The 17,531-nt window shown below is 38.1% G+C and carries 16 protein-coding genes; 5 read left to right on the forward strand and 11 right to left on the reverse strand.

From position 1 onward, the window contains the following. Positions 1-18 precede the first annotated feature (18 nt). The 6 genes from H9L23_RS12615 to H9L23_RS12640 all read right to left on the reverse strand — a co-directional run bounded on the left by H9L23_RS12615 (position 19) and on the right by H9L23_RS12640 (position 5,322). On the reverse strand, positions 19-1,092 hold the full coding sequence (locus tag H9L23_RS12615; protein WP_187595288.1) for a sugar transferase: 1,074 nt from the start codon (positions 1,090-1,092) through the stop codon (positions 19-21). Further along, a complete protein-coding gene (locus tag H9L23_RS12620; RefSeq protein WP_025145504.1) occupies positions 1,092-1,496 on the reverse strand; it encodes a response regulator in 405 nt (134 codons plus the stop codon). The genes H9L23_RS12615 and H9L23_RS12620 overlap by 1 nt, the downstream gene beginning before the upstream one ends. Before the next feature lie 212 nt (positions 1,497-1,708). Continuing rightward, entirely contained in the window at positions 1,709-2,095 is a 387-nt protein-coding gene (locus tag H9L23_RS12625) for a serine O-acetyltransferase (RefSeq protein WP_187595289.1), read from the reverse strand. Positions 2,096-2,528: 433 nt separating this feature from the next. Continuing rightward, on the reverse strand, positions 2,529-4,121 hold the full coding sequence (locus H9L23_RS12630) for a hypothetical protein (protein ID WP_187595290.1): 1,593 nt from the start codon (positions 4,119-4,121) through the stop codon (positions 2,529-2,531). Between the two features lie 109 nt (positions 4,122-4,230). Beyond that, complete coding sequence (locus tag H9L23_RS12635) at positions 4,231-4,422, reverse strand: hypothetical protein (protein WP_084153134.1); 192 nt, start codon at positions 4,420-4,422, stop codon at positions 4,231-4,233. Between the two features lie 264 nt (positions 4,423-4,686). Further along, the gene (locus H9L23_RS12640; protein ID WP_029986051.1) at positions 4,687-5,322 is read right to left on the reverse strand and encodes a response regulator transcription factor; all 636 of its coding nucleotides are present in this window, start codon (positions 5,320-5,322) and stop codon (positions 4,687-4,689) included. A gap of 425 nt (positions 5,323-5,747) precedes the next feature. On the opposite strand from H9L23_RS12640, the gene H9L23_RS12645 reads away from it, so the two are divergent. After that, positions 5,748-6,446 (forward strand): sensor histidine kinase, encoded by a 699-nt coding sequence (locus H9L23_RS12645; RefSeq protein ID WP_187595291.1) that lies wholly within the window; start codon positions 5,748-5,750, stop codon positions 6,444-6,446. Between the two features lie 394 nt (positions 6,447-6,840). Here H9L23_RS12645 and H9L23_RS12650 read toward each other — a convergent pair whose 3' ends face one another. From H9L23_RS12650 to H9L23_RS12665, 4 genes are all read right to left on the reverse strand, one after another. Further along, on the reverse strand, positions 6,841-7,095 hold the full coding sequence (locus H9L23_RS12650) for a hypothetical protein (protein WP_025145498.1): 255 nt from the start codon (positions 7,093-7,095) through the stop codon (positions 6,841-6,843). 445 nt (positions 7,096-7,540) lie between these two features. Continuing rightward, a complete protein-coding gene (locus H9L23_RS12655) occupies positions 7,541-7,774 on the reverse strand; it encodes a sensor histidine kinase (protein WP_187595292.1) in 234 nt (77 codons plus the stop codon). A 544-nt stretch (positions 7,775-8,318) separates the two neighbouring features. Beyond that, positions 8,319-9,065 carry a LytR/AlgR family response regulator transcription factor gene (locus tag H9L23_RS12660; RefSeq protein ID WP_187595293.1) on the reverse strand — a complete coding sequence of 249 codons (747 nt, stop codon included), beginning with the start codon at positions 9,063-9,065 and terminating at the stop codon, positions 8,319-8,321. Between the two features lie 11 nt (positions 9,066-9,076). Further along, a complete protein-coding gene (locus tag H9L23_RS12665; protein ID WP_187595294.1) occupies positions 9,077-10,999 on the reverse strand; it encodes a tetratricopeptide repeat-containing sensor histidine kinase in 1,923 nt (640 codons plus the stop codon). A 317-nt stretch (positions 11,000-11,316) separates the two neighbouring features. Between H9L23_RS12665 and H9L23_RS12670 the strand changes: the two genes are divergently transcribed. From H9L23_RS12670 to H9L23_RS12685, 4 genes are all read left to right on the forward strand, one after another. Further along, positions 11,317-11,655, forward strand: a complete 339-nt coding sequence (locus H9L23_RS12670; RefSeq protein ID WP_187595295.1) for a hypothetical protein — start codon at positions 11,317-11,319, stop codon at positions 11,653-11,655. Between the two features lie 62 nt (positions 11,656-11,717). Beyond that, a complete protein-coding gene (locus H9L23_RS12675; protein WP_187595296.1) occupies positions 11,718-12,056 on the forward strand; it encodes a hypothetical protein in 339 nt (112 codons plus the stop codon). Between the two features lie 52 nt (positions 12,057-12,108). Then, positions 12,109-12,948, forward strand: coding sequence for a GLPGLI family protein (locus H9L23_RS12680; RefSeq protein ID WP_187595297.1), 840 nt, complete (start codon positions 12,109-12,111; stop codon positions 12,946-12,948). A 10-nt stretch (positions 12,949-12,958) separates the two neighbouring features. Then, on the forward strand, positions 12,959-15,631 hold the full coding sequence (locus tag H9L23_RS12685) for a carboxypeptidase-like regulatory domain-containing protein (RefSeq protein WP_187595298.1): 2,673 nt from the start codon (positions 12,959-12,961) through the stop codon (positions 15,629-15,631). Between the two features lie 591 nt (positions 15,632-16,222). Here H9L23_RS12685 and H9L23_RS12690 read toward each other — a convergent pair. Further along, the gene (locus H9L23_RS12690) at positions 16,223-17,209 is read right to left on the reverse strand and encodes a DUF932 domain-containing protein (protein WP_246474936.1); all 987 of its coding nucleotides are present in this window, start codon (positions 17,207-17,209) and stop codon (positions 16,223-16,225) included. Between the last annotated feature and the right edge of the window lie 322 nt (positions 17,210-17,531).

A 17,531-nucleotide genomic window follows, 5' to 3' on the forward strand; every position in this document is an offset into this window, starting at 1 on the left:
AATTTGTGCCTGATCTGTTTAAACTTCTTCTTTCTGGATCAGTGCCGGAATGGTTTTTAAAATAATTTTGAAATCGAGGAAAATGGAATAATGGTTGGCATAATAATTATCAAGTTCTTTACGCTCACTTTCCGACATTTCCTTTTTCCCTCTTCTGCTGATTTGCCATAGCCCGGTTAAACCGGCAGGCCCGTTAAAACGCGAAGACCATTTATTGGTGGTGAGCTGCTCGGCCTCATATAAAGGAAGCGGCCGGTTGCCAACCAGCGACATGTCGCCGATAAAAACGTTGATCAATTGTGGAAGCTCGTCAATACTGGTTTTGCGCAGTATTTTACCAAGCCTGGTAATCCTCGGATCGTTCGTAAACTTTACAAAAGCCGATTTTCCGTTTTTATTTCCTTCATTGGCATATTGGTTCAGCGATGAGAGTTCGGCTACCATTTTATCGGCTCCGCTACGCATAGACCTGAATTTATAGAAATCGAAAATCTTGTAGCCTGCCCCCACGCGTTTGCTTTTATAAATGATGTCGCCTTTCGATTCCAGCCTGATCATGATAGCAATAATGATAAACAGCGGCGAGAGGATGAGCAAAGCCAGCCCCGAGGCGATAATGTCGAATACCCGCTTACTTACGGGTATAGTATAACGTTCCTGCATCTTTGCAGAAATCTCAAGTACATTGGGTTTCACTGCTTTAAACTTAACCAGAAAAGCAATCCTTGAAATAAAATCTGATGGCGGAAAGGGATACAGATAATAATCGTTTGCCCTAACCTGAAGTGCTTTCTTTCTCCAATCTGCATTTTCAGTGGTACCAATAAGTACAACGATGAGATGATTGAGTATAGGATGGTTTCTGATAAAAGAAACCTGGTTAAACCATTCAGGGTTCTCATCCACCTCAATCATTACCAGGTCAGGAAGACTTAAAAAAGTCTGCTGCTGAATATAAAACTGAAAGTCATCAATAAAAATAAGTTCTTTGGTATAGCCTCCCAGGCTTTCGAACATCACATCCCTCAATAACTTACCAAAATACACTGACCTCACATTGGCCATAGCACTATCTTTGTCCTGAGCGTTCATTATGCAATCAAAAGGCTAATCTGGCTTTTCAAAACTGTTGGATTGAAAGGTTTTTCCATGTAACTATCAATCCTGAATGACATACTTTTTACTTTTTCTTCGAGGTTTTCTTCTCCCGAAAGAACCATAATCGGCGTATTACGGTAAAAACCGCTGCACTTAAGGTTTTGGATGAAAGCGCTCCCATCAAAATAAGGCATTCTTAAGCTGGTAATGATCAGATCTGGATCATTGCCTTCCTCCAGCCAGCTCAGAGCATCTATTCCGCTGGTTTTGATGGTCAGCCTGTATTCGGGAGCCAGGATGAAGTTCATTAACTTACCCAGGTTTAATCCGCCATCCACCAGAAGAATATGCTTCTTGGTATAACGCTTCATGCTGTCCTTTAAAATGAGATTTTTCATTGATTTATTAAGTTGTTGACGCTAATATTTTTCACGTAATTGCCGGGAGTTATAGGTTTCATAGATCGCTGTAAAGGTCTTATATCCCCCACCCTTGAGCAATAGCCCAATAGGGCTAATTCCGGCAAAATATGGGAATGAAATACGGTAAGGCCTGTTTTTAACCGGATAATGTTTTAAAAGGCCACTGAGGGAAACTGAATAGTTTTGTACTATGATTTTTCGACTGAGATAATATATTTTTTCTTCAATACAGTAGCCGTATTACCCACCATCACACAATTATCCTCCACATCTTTAGTAATCACTGAGCCTGCTCCTATGGTTACATTATTGCCAATAATCACATCACCGAGTATTACTACGTTAATGCCTATATCTACATTATTACCAATTCTGGGTGCCCTGCTGTAACTTCCATTCTCTTTCATCTTGGAGCTGATGTTGGTAAGTTGCCTGATGTTACAGTTTTCGCCGATTACGGTGTGACTACCGATCACCGTTCCGAAGCCATACTGAATCTTAAACCCCCTGCCAATAACCGCACTTGAGTTGATACCAATATTCATGAGCCAGCCAACAGCAAACTTGTAGAGCATTAAGTACCAGAAAAAAATAAACCGTAAAATTTTATACCGGTAAATTAAGGAGGAGATTCGGTAGAAGAGCATGATCATCCTGGACTTGAAGTTTCCTTTATTGTTCTTCCAGTCCTGAAAGACATCAAGTGATTGATTCTGCCCCTCAGATATCATTATTATTCGTATTTATATTCATAAATATTAAGGCGCATGCAAAAAAACGGACACACGATATCGCGTGTAGATCTTAAGCCTTAGCTTCTACAAAGCTATCGGTTAAGCCTTCCGCACTCAATAGCCCTTAAGTACCAATAAAAAAATGATCGAATTAAAATAGGTAAGAATGAGTTTTAATCATGCATAGGCAAATGCTGCATCTCCCGTTTAAACGAAAAATGGATAATGGTTTTATTTCCATTATCCATTTTCCATGCTACATCTTCCATCTTACCTATTTTGGCTGTACAAAAACTGGTGTTTCGGTTACCTGGATCTGTAATAAGCCGTTTTTGGTGGATACGGTTTTGTGGTCCATTTCATCTTTGCCAATGGCAAGGGTATAAATTATGGCTTCTTTACTTTGCCCGAGATCCAGATCGTATGATTTTGTTCTGCCCACCTGGTCTGGTATGGTTAGCACATAGGTCTTTTTACCATCCAGAAGGTATACATCAACGAGGGGGTCCTTGTTAAGCGTTGAAGAAAAATGATAATCACCCATAAGCCTGTTGGTTTGGAGTATATAATCAGCAGATGGTCTTTTTGAATAATCAGGATTGATAAAACCCGATGAAGTATATTGTGTCCAGCTGTTAACATCCACATTTTCGAGCATATAAAATATACATTTCGTAAGTCCCGTTCTTGCATATAACAATGCTGTGCGAAGGTTCCAGTCTGCCTGGGTAACCAATGCACTTTTATCACCGATTTTTAAAGCCCTTTGCGAGGTATGCTCTCCAACATCAAAACCGGTTTCGGTTACCCAAACAGGGATGCCACCGTTTACCGATTTTGCAAATTCCTTAAAAAGGGTGGCAACTTTACCCAAGTCAGAAAGCTCTGGTGCCATGCCTGCTGTAGGATTGCCATAGTTTTGAAAACCATCGTTGGAATACTGATGATAGTTGATCACATCAAAACAGAGATCGATCTGCCCGTTTGCCTTCATCCCCCGGTTCGTTTTACACCATTGAACCATCTTGCGAACAAATTCCGGATTTGGATCGGCAAGGCCTCCCATCACCACAATCATATTGGGGTCGGCAGTCTTTACGCCTATCCCCTTGCCAAGCGTACCTTTGTGGCCATCGTAGAAAGCAGAAAGATTGGCTGCATATTCTTCTGCCGACTGCTGGGCAAGCGGACCTTTCCACCATTTATCACGTTCATTATCGCATTCCATATAGGTAATAAGCCCTAAACCTGCCTTTGGCATATTCTGCGGGTCATCTCTCCAGCGTACGGTGGGGTCGGCAAGCAGCAGCCCCTTATCAACATCCTTGTTTGAACCATAACGAGCTGCCAGTTGAAAAGCCGCACGTGCCTGCTTAATGTAAGAAGCCGGTACCGCCCTATCCAGCCCATAAGGAGCAGGAACATTCTCTGCATCTCTTTTACCAATCGGATAAGAGGCCAAAAGCCAGTCCGGACAACCTTTTAGATCTAAAAGAACATATTTTCCGGCATCTTTCATTCGCTGGTAGATCTGATCGTAATCCCAGTCACCCCAATGAGAGGGGCTGTAAGTAAATGATCCTTCTTTATTTTCAATTCTCTGCCAGTCGAGGTAGTGCCTGATACCAGTAAAGGATTTAATGGTCTGGAACCTCGATTCTTCGATCTGGCCATGGTTTGCATCCGAAGTAAAATTCCACTCAAAGGCATTTACACCCAGGTAAGCCTTAAAAGGTTCATCGCTCAATAAAGAATTGTCAACAGTATTTTCAGGGGAGGTAATTACCGCCTTATTGCAGTTTGAAAATAAGGTAACAGTAACAAAAGCAGCAGCAAAAGATAATTTCCTAAAATGGCATTTCTTCATCAGGTGGGGATTGGCCTACAAGATAGCAATTTTATATTCTGATTGCCTGTAAACCAACATAAGTACCTAAAAATTAATACGCTCGAACACAAAATGGTAAAACGGGTGATTATGCAGATGCACACATGATGAAAATGGTCTGTTTGCTATCCAGCAAAAAAATAAATTCAGTAGACTTATCTTTAATATTTTTTGTAATCTGGATCACCTTTCCAGTGGATTGATATTCATCCATGACCTCATCGCCAATCTTAATTTTATCTAATCTTGCAATGGGCGTACTATAGGCTAATTTGATCATATCGGGATACTTAAACTTTATGATTGCCAGCCAGGAAAATGGCACAATAAAAACATCAGATCAAGCGGGATAAGCTGACGGTTATTGAGGGATTGACAACTAGGGAACAACAGGTATATTCCTTAAAGGTTTTCAACTATTCTTATTCAGTTAAGAAATGTCGTTTAAGTAGACCAGGGAGTCGATCAAACCGATCCAAAAAAAACCGGTAATGCTTTTCCAGATCAGGCTGGCCCGGCACAGCGCAATGGTTCGTTATCTTATTTAATTATAACTGTAATCTTTAAACTTATTAAGGGCTTCAATTTTGTTTTGCACATGCAGCCTTTTATAAATGTTCTTACAATGATTTTTTACCGTGTTGGGGCTTATAAAAAGCATTTCAGAAATCTCCTTGTACAATAAACCCTTACTTAACAGCGACAGCACTTCCAGCTCGCGCTCACTAAGGCCTAAATCAATTTTTTTCCTGGCAGGTTTACTCCCCTGGATAAGACTGATGACTTTACGCGCGATGTAGGGGCTCATGGGCGATCCTCCGTTATAGAGTTCTATCAACGCCTCATGGATCTCTGCGGAGGTAGAACCTTTAATGATATAACCTGATGCGCCAGCCTGTAAAGCACTAAAAATTTTCTCATCATTCTGAAAACCGGTACACATCAAAAATAGCGTTTTGTTTAAACCTTCTCTACTCTGCATAACAAGATCTATCCCCGACATATTAGACAACTTAATATCTACTATAGCTATATCCGGACATTCAACTGGCAATTTCTCTAGGGCTTCTTCAGCAGTGGCATAAACCCCTTTGAGCTCAAAGGATTTATTTTCGAGGATAGAACTGGCTAAACTGTTCCGGTAAAGGTTGTGGTCTTCAACAATTGACACTGAAATCATAATAATGCGTTTTTTTTAGGTAATATTGTTACATGCGTCTATCCCATTCAGATTTTTCAACGATTTATATCAATCCGGCACACGGCATGTTAATACCACTGATGGATTGGGGATTATTTTGAAGGGAGACAACTTTTTATCCGGCATTAACCGAACGTGACAAACCTATAAAAAAGAAAAGTTTTAGCTATGCCCTTTGATATCACGCAGTTACCCTGTACCAACATGACGTTATTGGTTTATCAGTCATACATTTTATAAGAGATACACCAATACAATGATATACAAAAATCAATTAAATGAGTATTATTAATAATACATAAAACATCAAATACGCACCATCAACCGTCATTAACTTTTTTTGAGCAAGAAATATGCAGTTAAATTTTTATCAAAAACCTCTCGATTTATTTTCATTTTTTTTATTGTTTTTAATCTTATTACTATCAGTCTTTTTTTTAAAATATTATAGAACTGCCGTAAAATTTAAAAGGAAGTATAAAAACCAGGCTGCATTAATCAAAGCAGAAAGAGATAGGATCAGTGGCGAAATACATGATGAAATCGGATCAGGCCTTACTGCGATAAAATTATATGCAGAACACTCAGCCCGTTCGAAACCCGCAGTTAGAGAACTTAAAATTATGGAAGAGATGATCGGCGAGATTACATTGAAAATCAGGGAAATCATCTGGAGTTCAAATACAGATAGCGACCACCTGGAAAGCCTGATCTATTTTATGGAAGACCAGATCAGAAAGCTGTTCGAACATACTGATACTGCATTCACTTCCGAACTTCCCGCATTTATTCCATCTATTGAACTGCAAAGCCAGAGCAGACGCGATTGTTACCTGATCGCCAAAGAGATCGCCCATAATGTGCTTAAACATGCTCAGGCAACCCAAGTTAAGCTCCTTATCGAGGTTGAAAAAGATCAGCTCATATTTTCCATAAAAGATAATGGTACAGGCTTCGACCCGGCTGCCCAGAGATCTACCGGTGTGGGCATGGAAAATATACGGATAAGAACGGAACGTTTGAAAGCAGGACTGATTATCGAAAATTACAGGGGAACAAGGGTAAGAATCAACATACCAATGAAATACAACGTTCACCTCTAAGCAATGTCTTAATAGATGGCCACAATTTGCGATGCTTATTTTAACGCTTACAAGCAGATTTAAACTGCTATCTGCCTGATTTAATTCCGGGAATGTCAGTGTAAAACACCACCTTTCATCCGAAAGGCGGTGTTAAAAAAATCGATCCCGTGATTTATGAAGACTACAAAAGTAGCGCAGCAATGGTCACCATTATATAGCCCTTTATAGTCATTTAGGTTATTATTTCGTGTAATTTAAGCCCACATAAGCCTGAAATCCGGATATGATCGATCCACTTTCCCTATCGCTTAATGGCATTACACATGCAGGTCAGGGTTTATCAGTTGCAGAATACAAGCGTACTGAGCTTTAAATAAAACGTTTTAGTATATTTCACAATTGATTAAATAACTTAGCCTGTATCTGCTTTGGGAAAATTAAATTCAAGGCTTGATGGGATAATACTTCTGTTTACCACCCTGACCACCTCCCAAAAATAATTTCCTTGGACATCTCGTCCGCCCATGATGCGTACTTCGTAAGCCTTGCCCATATAGCTTGTTGAGATTTCAAGAAAGTCGTTCTCTATATTTAAAGGCTTAAGGGCTGGCTTCAGGCGCTTTAAAATAATTTTTTTGAAATTTTCGAATTCGGTATTATTAAACATAGGTTAGTAAAGATAGGTGACTAAATTGTACCTAATTCCAATTTTTGTGCCATAGAATCAACCAGATTTTCATGGACCATATAAATGGCTGTATTGTTGACATTTGTCAATTCTTAAGCCATAAAAAATGAAAAAAGTGTTTTTTTCCCCAGTATAAACCCGATAGATTCTAAAATTTAACTCCTATGAATAATGTATAATTTAAACTACATTATTTTACAAATCAGTCATTATCTCGCTTATTCGTGCAAGCCTGCAGTAAGAGATCGAGATGACTTTCTGATTATTTAAAAAATAAGAAGACAGGTTAAACGGAGCTAGTGGCTAATCTGAAATGTGTTTACACAGGGATAGTCTCTGACAGAATAGAAGCAGCAATATAATGTACCTTCTGCTTTAGCATTTACCCAGTGATTTCATCTACTTAAATGAAATCCGATTTCTGCTATTCTGCCTTAACCACTGGTAAACAGATCGTAGCAACAGTACCCCGCCCGTTATCGCCCGGGCCGATCTGAAAACTTGCCTTAAAATCAATCTGTTGCCTGTTGATCATTTCTACCCGCTCCAAAATAGATTGGAGTCCGATAGATTTCTCTTTTATCCCTTTGAGAAGCAGTGGTTTTATATTTTTCTGATATCCAACCCCATTATCACAACTGTTATACAAATATGCCATGCTTCAAAATTTAGGGCTACAGCTAAAATGCGTATCGGGTTGCTGGGATTCGATTAATCCATGTAGTATTGCATTTTCGATTAATGGCTGGATCATTACTCTTTACGAAATGAAACAGGCTATCCTTCCATTGAAACGGGGTCTTGATGTAGGCAATTTTTCTTTCAACATCTTTCCGTTTGATGCTGTGACAAAAAATCTTACACTTTACCGCCGTTTTTTGCCCCCGGCCTTCCCTCAACCTATCCAGCCTTTCACTCATCTATCCATCTCACTCAATCATTGTGAAAAAATAGCATCTCCAGTCAAGCTAAATTTGTTAATCGGGCGATAATAAAGCAGATTATTTTCATTTTTCCTTAAGATAGATTAAAAAATGTGAATCTAAATATACTGTATTTTGGAACAACTTAAATGTGGGGAACACAGCAGGTCATCAACGAATCGAAAGCTGTAAATATCTTAAAGTATAATAAATACAATTGGAATTGCCGATATTCTAATCACTAAGTGCAAAATCCAGTCTTCTTTTTCCATCTTATAATTAAGCAATATTTTCCAGATACCGTAAAACCTCCTCTTTCTTCCTGCTGGAAACCAGGATGTTTTCCTTATTTTCCATTTGCAAATAACCTTCCCGATAATATTTCTTTACGTATTTAAAATTAACCAAATAGGATTGATGACACCTTAAGAAGCCGAAGGGCGTAAGTAATCCCTCATATTCCTTCAGGCCTTTTGATACCACAATTTCACGCCCGTCATTCAAAAAAAAGCTGGTATAACCTTTATCGCTTTTGCAAAACATGATGTTCTCTATTGCTACCACTTCAATATATTCTACACTCTTTAACGCGATGCGCTTGCTTACCCCTACACCTTGCGCCAAATAATGGTCTTTCGCAATGGCGAGTTGTTGTTGGCCGAAACTTTCATGCTCCCGGTGGTGGTAACATTTATTTAAAGTGGTGGTTAGCGATACCTCATCGATGGGTTTAAGCAAATAACCAAAAGCGCCCAAATTTAGGGCCTGTATCGCATATTGATCGTAGGCGGTGAGAAAAACTACCTGAAAATCGTTTATTCCAATGGTATGAAAAAGATTAAAACTGTCGCCATCCTTTAAGCGGATATCAGCCAAAATAATATCTGGCTTTAGTGTAGGAATTTCCTTTCCGGCCACTGTTATTTCAGCAGCAAAGCCAACAACTTCTAAATAATCTATTTTTTTAACAATTTGCAAAATATGTTGCAAAATGCGGATTTCATCTTCCAAGATATAAAGTTTCATAATAATCTTTTTTAATCGTTAATGACTGGTATTGTAATTTCGACGCTAACTCCTCTGCAGCCAAGTGCTTTTTTGTCTCTCAACTCAAATTCTGCATGCTGGTGATTTGATTTAAACAGTAATTCAAACCGCTCTTTTAATATAGTTTGAGCCAAAGATTGTTTTTTTGGCTTATCTGTTGGCTTTTGTACCAGCCCACTACCGTTATCATCTACTTCAATCAACAACAAATCACCCTTTAATACAAAAGAAATCAGGAGTAAACCTTTGTAGGCAATATTTCGGAAACCGTGCTCAATTGCATTTTCAACGAAGGGCTGGATCAGCATGGGCGGAATTAGTGTTTCATGTACATTGAGTTGCTGATCTACATCAATCTGATAATCGAACACGCCTGCATAGCGCATTTGCTGCAGTTGGATGTAATTATTCAATGAAGTTACCTCTTCGGCTATTTCGATAAAATCTTTCCTGTTTTGTTCTAAAATACCGCGTAGCAACCCCGAAAACGATTTAAGATAGCGTACCGATTCATCAATATGTCCGGAAGCTACAATGCTTTGCAAATTAGCAATTGCATTGAAAATAAAGTGAGGATTTAACTGGGCTTGAAGCATTTTTTGCTCCACATTAAGTCGTTGATTATCTGATCTTAACAAATTGTTCTTCGATTTCAAGCGCTGCTGGCGATAGACGATGAAAAAGAAGGAAATCACACCTATAAAAATGAGTACAAGTAGAAACATCGATGAACGTTGTTGCTTTATAATCGTTTCATTCAGTTTATTCCTACTTTTTAATTCTTCGATATTCTGATCTTTTTTTTCTGTTTCGTACTGTTCATGCATTTCTGCAACCTTAACCGATTCGATGGCTTCATTATTTTTCAATTCAATTTTATGCGAAGCCTCTGCAGCTTCCAGTGCTTTGGCATATTCGCCTTTTAGTTTATACGCATCAATTAGCCCATCGTAATAAACTTTTTTTTGCTTCCCAGATAAATCATTTTTTTCGAATGCAATTCCTTCTTTATAATATTTAATGGCAGAATCGGGTTGATTGTTCCTGATAAAACTAGTAGCCAGATTGTTAAAAGCAATATCGTTGAGGTTGTCAGTTCTCTTCAGGTAGTTAAAATATAGTTTACTAGAAGCCACAGCTTTTGAAGATAGGCCTTGCTGACTATAAATCTGTGCCTGGTTATCGTAAGTGCGAGATAGGGCTAAACTATCTCCAATTTGCTTGGCCAATATCCGAGCCTGGTTATTGTAAAACTCCATTTTCCTGAAGTTTTTCAAACGGGAAGCCAATAGAAAAGAAATATCAAAATAGCGCTGTTTAACTGCCGGATGAGATTTGAACGGATGGTTTTCAAAGTAAATGGATGCATATTCCAATGATTTTTTCTCATTCTGATTTTGGAAATAAGCTTGTGCCAGCAAATCGTAAAAATGATAGGTCAATCTACTATTCGCACCCTCTGCCAATTTTATAGCAGTAAATATTTTGCCCGTTAAGGCAGACTCAACCATTGATCCATTACCCATAATCTGAACAAGAATTCCATAGGTTTTCAAAAGCGCTAATTCATCATTCGGCTTGTTAGATTTTATTTTTTGATATTCAGTTATCGCACTGTCGCGTTTTTTTTCCAGCCCATATTTTCTGGCTTTGAAATAGTGATAATATGGATTAGCCTCTTTATTTTCCGAATTACTTAACAGACTATCTTCTTTATAAATCATTTTTTTAATCTTAGCCGCCGGGATGGTGTCAAAAGCGATGATGAACGATAAATAATCTTTTTTACCAATAACAATTTGATTGGCCTTTTGCTGGCCTTTGCTTTTTTTTTCCTGATTTCTGCAAGAGGAAATAAACAGGGAACTCAAGATAGAGCAAATGGCTAATGCAGTTCTTGCAGTGATATTCATTAATGCGGAGATTGGCTTATTAAAACTGTAAATATTCTCTAAATATATAAATACAGACTTCCTTAAAAGAATCAGTTGAACATTCGTAGATTTTCATTCCATATCCGTGTAATTTCAATACTTATTTGATTTTTCAGAAAACTTATTCAAGTTGATAAGCAGAAATACGAAAAAACCAATCGAATATCAGTTGCGCATCAGCAGTTGTAGGTTAGTATTTTTTTTGAAACACATTTCTCTACAAATTCAAATCGGAAATAAGAAACCATCCTCTGATTTCTAAAAACTATTCACCATTTACTTAAAACAAAAAAGTTATGAAAAAACTATTCTTTGCATTGATTTGCACCGCGATTGGCTTTAGCGCTTCAGCCAATAATTTAACTTCAAAAGAAAATGCAACTACTGAAACTAAAATTGAAGCTGCAACAACATTTAAAAGAAGTAATAGCATTGAAACTGGACAACTAAGCACAGAAAAACTGGGTTTCTTTCGCAGGCAAATGAGTTTCACCTTTACTGATGCCTGTGGCAAATCATACGTTGTATACGTTTCCGGACCGAGCAGCGCATCTAACTACTCATTATGGCAAACCGCGAACATTCATTTTCGTGGAAATGTAATGGCTGACTACTGGGGTTGCTACAGAATGTAATCCTTTGTAAAGCTACCAGCCAACAAAGTAGTGTTTAATCTATAAAATAAAAATAAAAAATCATGAAAAAAATATTAATCTTACTGGTCTTTGCCGTGTTAGGAACTGCATCATTCGCTAGTGATGCTAAACCAGCTAAAATGTTATCTACCATCAACAACTCCGTTGAAACAAGTGTATTACCTACAAGGATAGTGAAGGTGCATGTTGTAAATGAAACCAGTGCCATATTTCGCAGAGAGAAAGTTTTCCTATACACAGATCCTTGTGGTGTTAAATGGCAAATTCACGTATTTGCTCCCGATGGTACTGATAACCTGAGCATGTTCTTGGTTGGCAACAACTTTTTTTGGCAAGGGATTAATGCTAGTTCTGACGGCTGCTACCATAACCAACCATAATTTATAAAAAATTAAATAAAGTAAGAGGATGGTTTCTTTAATTAAAAACAAAATGAAAAAATACTTCAAGTTTATATTACCAGCATTACTATTAGGTGCTTTATATTCCTTTAAATATAAAAGCAACGAGCGAACAGATCAACCTACCGCGATTGCTTACTATAATTTTTACCACATTAAAGATAGTACCCAAACGGGTAGGTTATATAGTGAAGATTTTATCCTTTCTTTTAATACCCGCGAAAGTGTTTACATTAGTCAAACCAGAGTGAAGCAAGATTCTACCGTTCAGGCTATTTTAGCCGCAGCAGAAGCCAAAAACAGTGATGTAGTTGATATGGGGACGTATTTGCCCGTTACCGAAGATGATATTTACATCGAAAATGGCAAGATTGCAATTGTAAAAAATACCCCCCAACAACGTTATTTAATTACCGAAACTGATGATAAAACCGATTGGAAGATTGAGAAGGAAACCAAAGATTTGTTGGGTTACACTTGCCAAAAGGCCACTGGTATTTGCAAAGGAAGAAAATATACAGCCTGGTTTACAACAGATATTCCGGCAAGCTTTGGCCCGTGGAAACTACAGGGTTTGCCCGGATTAATCTTAGAAGCTTATGATGACCGTCATTTCATAAAATTCACCTGTACAAAATTGGTCACTCAAGGGAATCTGCAAAATGTTAAGTCAATCAATATTCCATCAGATGCAATTTCAACAACAAAAAAAGAGTATGAGCAAATGAAGAAAGCACAGGCTGATGGTTTTAACATGTTCGGCAATGATAGCGGAATTGTAGTTGATAAGGTGACTTCAAACGGAGGGAATAGCAACGCTGGCCCAAAGAAAAAATTTACCATTAACTATCCCTTGGAATTAACCGATTAAGCTCAAAGATTTGTTAAAGAAAGGCTTCCTTTTATGTTTACCATTATTATTTTGTGCGGCATTTTTATCCGCACAAAATACCGTATCTATAAGTGGTTCGGTAAAAGATAGTATCGGCAATCCGGTTGCTTCGGCATCAATAGCTATTGTAAACCAAACTGGGGCAGGCATTATCTTTGGTACAACAAATGATAAGGGTTTGTTTAAATGTGATTTCAAAAGCAGTAATGAAAGCTACTCTATAAAAGTAACTGCAATGGGTTTCCTGCAGTTTTACCAGGCCATTGAACAAAAGAACAACGAGCTGGTAAACGTAGTGCTTAGGCAAAAAAGTTATAAGCTCGCGGAGGTTTCCATCAAATCAAACACTAAAGTCAGCCTATCGAGCGATACCTTGAAATATAGGGTTAAAGGTTTTCAAGAATCTAACGATCGGGTGATTGGCGATGTGATTAGCCGCTTACCAGGCATTAAAATCGATGAAAATGGCGCTATAAGTTACAACGGCAAGCGCATTAACAATGTTTATATCGATGGGGATAATTTATTAGATGGTCGCTACAAAATGGCCACCAATAATGTTCCTGTAAATGCTGTAGAGCAGGTGCAGGTGATAGAACGCGACCAACCTGTAAAGGCACTGAATGGGTTTGTAAGCAGTAACAATGTTTCGCTGAACATTAAACTTACCGATAGCGCCAAGACGATGATGGTGAATTCGGCTTATCTGGGAGCAGGCAATAAGGCTTATGTGGCCGAGCTAAATAACCTAATCTTCGATAAGAAAGTTAAAGCTATCAACACCTTTAAAACCAATAACATTGGCGAAAATCTTGAAGCCGAACAAGCGGTTTTAGGTCAGTCTTTTAATAATGAAGTAGCATTAAAACTACCCAAAACCTTCCTATCAATGGAAAGTGAAACCCTGCCAAACATGAAAGAAAAGTATTATTTATTAAATAATGATTATGCTGGCAGCCTAAATGTTTTGATAAAAATGAAAGCCGATTGGGGATTGCGCTTAAATTTATCCACACTCCAGTTGAAACGAAAATTTAAATACAATAACACAGTAAATTATTTTTTAGGCAATACCGATACCATCCGGTTTAATGAATTTCAAGACAACGTTTACAAATTAAATCAGTGGCACGCCGAAGCGCAGCTCGAAAAAAACAGCAAATCCATTTATTTGAAATCAATTACAAAATTCGAGATTCCAAAATGGAAAAGGAATGGCAATACAATACAAAATGAGCAAGCTTTCGGGCAGAGCCAACCTACAAATCAGGTATCCTTTAGTAATGAAACCAATTTGGTAAAGGCTTTAGGAGTGAATAACATTTTGCAATACAATGGTTTGGTACAATATCATAAAGTAGATGAAAACCTGAAAATTGCGCCAGGAATTCAGCAAAATATTGTAAATGGTGGCGCTGACTTCTTAGCGCTAAACCAGCAAGCCAGCACTAAAAACATCTTCATCAATCAATCTACCACTTTTAAAACTAGGTTTAATCGCTTGGTTTTATCCGCAGCAGCCGGCGCTTCTTACGAACACAGTCGGTTAAACAGCCATCTATATAAAACCGATAGCACCGATAATATCAGATCAGTTGGGAACCAATTCAAAAACGATATCGGGTTTGATAATTTAGGTTTATATGGCCGAATTTCGGCACTTTATCCTTTGAAAAATGGATCGTTCAATCTGGAGGCAAGTCCAACTTTTAACAACATCAGTTATTCCGACGCACAGAAAAGCACCGCTAAAACGAATACCTATTTTGTGTTGAATCCGATTCTAGAATTTAGAAAAACCTTGGGAAAGCATAGTGAACTGAATGCCAGATTTGCCCAACAAACGCAATTTGGACAAGTTAATGATATTTACAGCGGCACCATCTTGGTCAACTACAGGCAATTTAATTTTAACGACACGCCTTTACCGAAAACAGATATGACTAACATTAATTTGAGGTATTCTAACCGAATACCCTTAAAAATGCTTTTTTTCAACCTAATGTTTGGTTTCGACAGAACCAGTCAAAACTTTATCAATTCTTATACTTTGGATAGCGGACTGACAAAATCAGTGGCTATCGATTTCAGGAACACGATAGATCAATATTCATTAAATGGCAACATTTCCAAATACATTTTTCCACTCGAAATAAATATTGCTGCGCATGGAAGCTTAAGCATGCAGAAAGGAAACAATTTCTATAACGGCGAAATTACGCCCTTTAAAACTTACCTGCTGAACACGGGATTAAGCTTAAGAAAAAAGCTATTTTCGAAAATTACACTATCGGTGGCCGGAGACTTAAGCAGATCGTTAAATAAACAAGAAAGTTTAAGTGGCCCGATTGAAAATGAATCGGCAAACGAAAAAATAAAGGGCGAATGGCTACACAATTTGAATTCAGAGCTTTCTTATGCCTTAACCTATAATTTCGTTTCTTACCGTCAGTTTTTGCAACAACCTATCCGCAATCAATTTTTAGATTTCAACCTAAAATATGCGCCCACCAACTGGAAAAGCTTCTTCGAATTTCAATGCGTGAATTTGATTAATCAACGAGAATACCAGCAGATTAATTCGTCCGCGAACCAATTATCAACTTACCAAATGCCATTGCGACCAAGAACTTTTCTAATCAAGTATTCATTTACTTTTTAGCAAAAATTTTCAAATAGTTGTATTGTACGAATAAACAATGATGTAGGGCTATCAAATATAAACCTTTGGTTTTTATAGTGGTGATTAGTACTATATTTAATTTTAAATCAGAAAAATTATGAAAACTATAGCTATCTGGAAGTAAATCCTGGCAAGGAAATTGGCTTTACACTAGCATGCATTGCCTTAATAATTGTTATTTTACCTGTGGTTTTCGGAGGTTTTTCTCGGTCTTGTAGATGCTGTAAATAATTTTGGCAGCAGAGCAAAGAAATTGGATTTTTGGCAGGATTAGTTCTTATCATTCCCATTCTAGTTCTGATCAAATTAATTTACCCAAAAATGATCTTTTTGATATTAGTGGAGCCTTTAAGAAAGCGGCAGCTTTATATTGACTTGCCTCGGTTTTGACAGCAATCAGATTTGACAAACAAAAAGGGGTACCTCAATTTAAACCCATATCGCACTCCAACATTTTTGCATATCTTGAAACCCTTGATATTGAGGAGAAGATTTATTGACCTGAAGAGGTTTAATGCGCGGAGCGCGCCGGAAGAATTTAAAAAATGAAATGGCCTTACGGCCACTTCATCAATTTAGCTGAAGGCTACCACTATGGGCAAATATTTCGCATAGGTTGAATGTAGTCTGTGCACGCTGTAGACCAGTACCCCACATGATGCTTTTGAGTTTATTTTCCTCATTGCTAAAATTTCTCACATTCTGGAAATAGCCTGTTATGGCATTATAAGCGCCAAACAATGTTCCTTTTGTGGTAACTTGCTGTTGCGAAGGCACTGCGAGTGCGTAATCAAAAACGCTTTCTACAATATTCAAATAGTGGCTGGACAGGTGATGGAATTTTTCCTCCTGCAAACAGCTAAGCACTTCTTTACTGGGTGCCATTGCAATTCCTATCAATTTTTTAAGCTCTTTATCGGTAATGCGGACCTTTGACCAATGATTAAAAAGCGCTTCGATCTCATTGGCTATACTGCTGCTAATGCCCATTAAATGGTGCGCCTGTTTTAATCTTTCTAAAGCACTTGCGGTGTGACGGATTTTTATACTATTCTGTTTAGATCGGATGGCTGCATTTAAGGTATTTTGGCAAACCACTCTGATTGGCGTAAAAGCTGCTGTAATACTACCATATCCATCATGTGAGGTCGTCAGAAAAACATACTGCTCGATCAGGTCATCCTTTCCTACCCTGATATAACCGGGAAGTTTTGCTGTAATAAAAATACGCTCTCCTTTCCCTAAAGCACCCGCAGTTTCATAGCGTATATCTGTATCGTTGCCTACGATGCTGTCGAAAAACGAAAATGCATCTGTATTCTGTACGATGTGATAATCCTTGCCAACTACACCCAATATTTCCTCTGTATCTGTCATGATGGTTGCAAAATAATCGGGTACTGACAACTGAGGTTCAATTCCATCAGCCAGGGTGGGCATTTCGGCAAAAATGGCCAGCCGTTCCACATTTAAACTGTCACCCCATTTCGCTTTAAAGTGACCACCTGTTTCGGGGCAAACTGGCCGTTCTGATCTTTCGATCAGCTTTTTTCGCAACTGGCTTTCGGGAATAATTTTTCAATTTCTGCATAAAATAAAGGCTCCTGGGAGCATATCTACTATTCGGGATGGACTACGGTCACTTCGCTGTTTTGAAGGGGGTATGGTGTTTTTTTACGCGTTCCAGTACCTGCGAATGGATTTTGATCGCTAGAAAGGTCTGAATTGAGGATAAATCCGGCAGTAAGATGGATTAAACCGAAAAGTCTTGAGGAAAATGGATTTGGATCCGAAGTGTATATTTGTTCAGAGGGAAAGGAACTTAGATGTGCATCATCCGATAATCAATTTGGTGGCCAGTTTGGCCCGAAACAGAGGG

It is taken from the genome of Pedobacter roseus (genome assembly GCF_014395225.1).
Taxonomy (GTDB): Bacteria; Bacteroidota; Bacteroidia; order Sphingobacteriales; family Sphingobacteriaceae; genus Pedobacter; species Pedobacter roseus.

Bases quoted from the DNA above. Each gene is read 5' to 3' on its own strand.
- H9L23_RS12615 (WP_187595288.1), bottom strand. From the start codon at position 1,092: ATGAACGCTCAGGACAAAGATAGTGCTATGGCCAATGTGAGGTCAGTG.
- H9L23_RS12620 (WP_025145504.1), bottom strand. From the start codon at position 1,496: ATGAAAAATCTCATTTTAAAGGACAGCATGAAGCGTTATACCAAGAAG.
- H9L23_RS12625 (WP_187595289.1), bottom strand. From the start codon at position 2,095: ATGCTCTACAAGTTTGCTGTTGGCTGGCTCATGAATATTGGTATCAAC.
- H9L23_RS12630 (WP_187595290.1), bottom strand. From the start codon at position 4,121: ATGAAGAAATGCCATTTTAGGAAATTATCTTTTGCTGCTGCTTTTGTT.
- H9L23_RS12635 (WP_084153134.1), bottom strand. From the start codon at position 4,422: ATGATCAAATTAGCCTATAGTACGCCCATTGCAAGATTAGATAAAATT.
- H9L23_RS12640 (WP_029986051.1), bottom strand. From the start codon at position 5,322: ATGATTTCAGTGTCAATTGTTGAAGACCACAACCTTTACCGGAACAGT.
- H9L23_RS12650 (WP_025145498.1), bottom strand. From the start codon at position 7,095: ATGTTTAATAATACCGAATTCGAAAATTTCAAAAAAATTATTTTAAAG.
- H9L23_RS12655 (WP_187595292.1), bottom strand. From the start codon at position 7,774: ATGGCATATTTGTATAACAGTTGTGATAATGGGGTTGGATATCAGAAA.
- H9L23_RS12660 (WP_187595293.1), bottom strand. From the start codon at position 9,065: ATGAAACTTTATATCTTGGAAGATGAAATCCGCATTTTGCAACATATT.
- H9L23_RS12665 (WP_187595294.1), bottom strand. From the start codon at position 10,999: ATGAATATCACTGCAAGAACTGCATTAGCCATTTGCTCTATCTTGAGT.
- H9L23_RS12670 (WP_187595295.1), top strand. From the start codon at position 11,317: ATGAAAAAACTATTCTTTGCATTGATTTGCACCGCGATTGGCTTTAGC.
- H9L23_RS12675 (WP_187595296.1), top strand. From the start codon at position 11,718: ATGAAAAAAATATTAATCTTACTGGTCTTTGCCGTGTTAGGAACTGCA.
- H9L23_RS12680 (WP_187595297.1), top strand. From the start codon at position 12,109: ATGAAAAAATACTTCAAGTTTATATTACCAGCATTACTATTAGGTGCT.